The following is a 3,523-nucleotide window of genomic DNA, read 5'->3' as shown; positions in this document are numbered from 1 at the left end:
TTATATCAAGTCTCTGATCGCCATAACCCGTCGCCAGCAACTGACCACCGGCGCCGTAACCGGCCTGGAGGGCGCTGAGGCCCTGACCGAGCAGGTAGTTGTCGGCCTGCGTGTAGTTGTCGCCGAGCGCTGTGCTCTGCTGGTTCAGAGCCGTGTTGATGGTCTGCATGTTGTTCTTGTAGGCGGTCGTCGCGGCCCCGACCGTAATCGAGTCGAAGATACCCATAATCAGTGCACCTTCAGCGGGTCGGGCATGGGGATGCCGCGCTCGGCCGGCTTGGGACGGCGCATCGAGCGGGGCATGATCCAGAGGGCGTCTTGCGCGGTCAGAGCCCAAAGCTGAGCGTCGGCGCCGTTGAGGCCGCCGCGGGCGAGCCCTTCGTGCTTGAAGCCGGTGCGGCGCAGGAGGTCCGCCAGATCCGGGCGGTCGGCCGGCACCCGGGCAACGACGCGCGACCAGTTGGCGGCATAGAACGCCCAGCGAAACAAGGCCCGCAGGACCGTCCGGTTCAGCACGCCGCGATGGGCGACGATGACGAGATCGACCTCACCGTAGGGGTTGGGCGAGTGCAGGGCGACGAGGAGGCTGCGCCGCAGATCCTCGCGCCAGAACCGGACCCACATGGGGAAATGCCCGACGTTGCGCCCGACATCGTCGCGAACGACGCTGCGCACAACCTCGAGCGGATCGGAGGTGACGACCTGCGCCAGGCCCGGGGTGCCCGGTTCGGACACCTCCTGTAGAACCGTGTCGATGTACTCCTGGAGGACATCCTGCGGGGTCTCGGCCACCTGCAGCACGTCGCCGAGCGTCCGTTCCTCGGCGGACGGAGGCGCCACGTCGAGCTCGAACCCCTCGGGGAGATCGGCGGGGCCGCTCATCACGCAGCAGCCTGCATCGGCTGGCGTGCGCCAGGCGCGGCCGGCGGGGGCGGGTCGCGATCGGGCGTGCCGACGGCCGCGCGCAGCGTGCGCCGAGCGAAGGTCGACACGTTCTCGCCGGAAGCCTTGGCGCCGTCGTTCAGAGCGGCGCGCAGATCGCGATCCACGCGGATGTAGAGGTGAGTAGGGAACTTGCAGCGCATGTGCGGTGCCTCGATGTTGTCGAGGCAGTAACGCACGAAGTCGGTCCTATGTCTTGCGCGTCACAGGAATATGGCTCTCAATTGAAAATTGCCGATTAGTATTTATCTAGCCCAAACATTAATGACGCGAACCAACTTATCCCAAACAAGTCGTGTCTGAGACGCATGGCTCACTGCTTCGACTCGACTGCTTCGTTCCGTCTGCCAAAATCCATCGCAGATTTCACGATGGCTTCTGAAATCTCATCGCTGACATCAATTCGCTTCGCGAGCGCGACGGCGTAAGCCGCCGACGCCGCCCCGAGCTTCCCGATGGTTTGATAGTGCCTGTACGGCTCCCCCAGAGCTGCCAAAGCACCCCCAGGGACGTAGTTTGCAGGGTCTCTGTCGTCTATCGGCTTGACCATAGCCATAACGTCGGACGCAGCAACGCGCATCGCGTTCAATACATCCTGACTTTGTGTCCATTTTTGCCTAGACATAACTTCGATTAGCTTCCAAGCTGAGGCAATAGTTGTCAGCAGATTAAGATTTTCCGGGCCCCCAAATCGATCTATCAGTCGCTCTTGCTCGCCAAAACTGTCCTCAAGCCTGCGCTCAATTTCTTCGCTCAGCGACCTCTCGTTGGCCTCAGCCGAAGCGATTAGACGTTCGTGAAGCTGCGACCCCATGCGGAACGCCATCGTCGGACGCTTAGCTTCCGGCGAATGCTTCCGAGGACGCCCACCTTTTTTTCGCTGCGGTTCCTGATCCGTCACTGCTCGTCCCCGTCCGTACCAATCGTTGTTATGTTGGCACGACAAAAACCCCTTGCCAAGGGGATCGTATGGGCTATCTTGGTTTTAGGCGTGATCGCATAACACGATCAGGAGCTACATCAGGATGCTTGAGACAGCGACCAGCGCAGCGGCTCTTTCGATCGCTGCCGATCCGTTCCTCGCAATGTTGAGCGAGGCAGACCGTAAGATTTTCCAGCAGCCGACGACCGACCTCGTAACGGCCGGGCGGCTTCTCGGAGTTGGAAAGAACACTTCCTACAAAGCCCGTCGGTCTGGAGACATCCCGACGATTTCGGTGTGCGGCCAACACCGCGTCTCGACTGCGTGGCTCTGGCAGACCCTCAGCCGTGGCTTCTCGCTCGCCGCCTGATCCCCGCCATCTGCGGGCGATCCCCGCGGGCCGCCCTCCCGCGCCGACGCGGCCGGCGCACTCAGCAGCAGGACACCTGAAATGCGAAAGACCCGCGCAACGTCGCGGGTGGCAACGTCGGCGGGTCTCGAAAATGCGTTCTTGGCAGCACGCAACGAGACATATGCCGTAGCCACCGCGCTCCGACAAGACCTTCATCTCGCCCAGCGCTTCGGATTACCGCCCGCCACTGCCGCGGCGATTGCCGAGCTGGCGTTCCCTCGCCTCGATCATTGGAGCGCCCGAGCATGAGGGTGCCCGCGACCATCACCCCGACTGACGCCCTCACCTTCGACGCGGTGGCCGAGGCCGCCAGCGTCGCAGAGAGCTACGCCAGGAACGCCGCCGAATTCGCGTTGATCCGCGACGTTCGAGGCGCGGCCTACAGCCTGAATTGCGCCGCCAAGGCTCTCGCGTCGGCCGCCTCGACGGCTCAGGCCCTTCGGCCCGCTCGGCAGGATGGGGGCGGCCGATGACGCATCCCCGCATCCTCTGCCCGCCCGCTGGGGCGCTCGCCTGCGCGAACTGCACGGCCTGGAATGCATGGGACAGCATCGCCGTCGGACAGGACGGCCCGCGCGGGTTCGTGGTCATCGGCCGCAAGCCGACCGGCCAGTGCCGAGCCGCGCCGCCGACCATCAATCCCGAAGCCATCGCAGGCGACAACGCCGTCTGGCCGGTGGTCGCCGCCGACCATTGGTGCCGTGCCTTCGCAGCGCGCGACCGGAAGGAGGAGGCCGCCTAATGGGTCGCGTCCTCACCTTCGGGCCCCGGCCGGCGCCGAGCGCCCGCCCCAAGCTGCCGCGCGCCCCGTGGGGTGCCGACGTGTTCCTCGTCCCGTTCGGCGCCCCGCCGCACCAGGGCTGGACTGTCTACGACGAGTCGCCGTCTGGCGGCTCGGCCGGCAGCCATGGCGAATTCACGGACCGCGCCGAGGCGGTCCGTGCGGGCCAGCAGCTCGCCGAGGAGATCGGCGGCACCTTCCACGGCGGGGGCGCCTGATGGGATCCGTCGTCGCCTTCCCCTCGCCCATGTCCACCCAACGCACGCCGGTCGCCGTCGAGGTGATCGTCTGCCCGACCGCGGGCGTGTGGATTAGCTGGCTTCTCTTGCCCTGCGGCCGCTACGTCGCTCTGGAGCGCACACCGGACAAGGAGCACGCGCTCCGGGACGCGCGGGCCTACTCCGCCCGGCACCATGGCATCCCGGTCTCGGTGCTCAGCGGGCCGCTCGCGGTCGTGCTGGATCGA

Annotated in this window: 9 protein-coding genes; 5 read left to right on the top strand and 4 right to left on the bottom strand. The window is 65.4% G+C overall.

Going from position 1 to position 3,523, the window contains the following annotated elements:
• The 4 genes from MKK75_RS00845 to MKK75_RS00830 all read right to left on the bottom strand — a co-directional run.
• Window positions 1-226, bottom strand: a 226-nt coding sequence (locus MKK75_RS00845) for a hypothetical protein (protein WP_244040743.1), incomplete at its 3' end; no start/stop codon positions are given.
• 2 nt (window positions 227-228) lie between these two features.
• A complete protein-coding gene (locus MKK75_RS00840; protein ID WP_244040742.1) occupies window positions 229-882 on the bottom strand; it encodes a hypothetical protein in 654 nt (217 codons plus the stop codon).
• Window positions 882-1,121 carry a hypothetical protein gene (locus MKK75_RS00835; RefSeq protein WP_244040741.1) on the bottom strand — a complete coding sequence of 80 codons (240 nt, stop codon included), beginning with the start codon at window positions 1,119-1,121 and terminating at the stop codon, window positions 882-884. The genes MKK75_RS00840 and MKK75_RS00835 overlap by 1 nt, the downstream gene beginning before the upstream one ends.
• 134 nt (window positions 1,122-1,255) lie before the next feature.
• Window positions 1,256-1,768 carry a TraY domain-containing protein gene (locus MKK75_RS00830; RefSeq protein ID WP_244040740.1) on the bottom strand — a complete coding sequence of 171 codons (513 nt, stop codon included), beginning with the start codon at window positions 1,766-1,768 and terminating at the stop codon, window positions 1,256-1,258.
• 199 nt (window positions 1,769-1,967) lie between these two features.
• Here MKK75_RS00830 and MKK75_RS00825 point away from each other — a divergent pair, with 199 nt between their 5' ends.
• The 5 genes from MKK75_RS00825 to MKK75_RS00805 all read left to right on the top strand — a co-directional run.
• Window positions 1,968-2,234, top strand: a complete 267-nt coding sequence (locus MKK75_RS00825) for a helix-turn-helix domain-containing protein (RefSeq protein WP_244040739.1) — start codon at window positions 1,968-1,970, stop codon at window positions 2,232-2,234.
• A 287-nt stretch (window positions 2,235-2,521) separates the two neighbouring features.
• Window positions 2,522-2,749: a hypothetical protein gene (locus MKK75_RS00820; protein ID WP_244040738.1), complete on the top strand. Its 228-nt coding sequence runs from the start codon at window positions 2,522-2,524 to the stop codon at window positions 2,747-2,749.
• On the top strand, window positions 2,746-3,018 hold the full coding sequence (locus MKK75_RS00815) for a hypothetical protein (protein ID WP_244040737.1): 273 nt from the start codon (window positions 2,746-2,748) through the stop codon (window positions 3,016-3,018). The genes MKK75_RS00820 and MKK75_RS00815 overlap by 4 nt, the downstream gene beginning before the upstream one ends.
• Window positions 3,018-3,275 carry a hypothetical protein gene (locus tag MKK75_RS00810; RefSeq protein WP_244040736.1) on the top strand — a complete coding sequence of 86 codons (258 nt, stop codon included), beginning with the start codon at window positions 3,018-3,020 and terminating at the stop codon, window positions 3,273-3,275. Before MKK75_RS00815 ends, MKK75_RS00810 begins: the two co-directional genes overlap by 1 nt.
• A partial coding sequence (locus tag MKK75_RS00805) for a hypothetical protein (RefSeq protein ID WP_244040735.1) occupies window positions 3,275-3,523 on the top strand: 249 nt, incomplete at its 3' end. The genes MKK75_RS00810 and MKK75_RS00805, both read left to right, overlap by 1 nt.

It is taken from the genome of Methylobacterium sp. J-030 (genome assembly GCF_022829545.1).
Lineage (GTDB): Bacteria > Pseudomonadota > Alphaproteobacteria > Rhizobiales > Beijerinckiaceae > Methylobacterium.
Note: the sequence above shows the minus strand (reverse complement) of the source record. Positions and strands in the feature narration are given on the sequence as shown.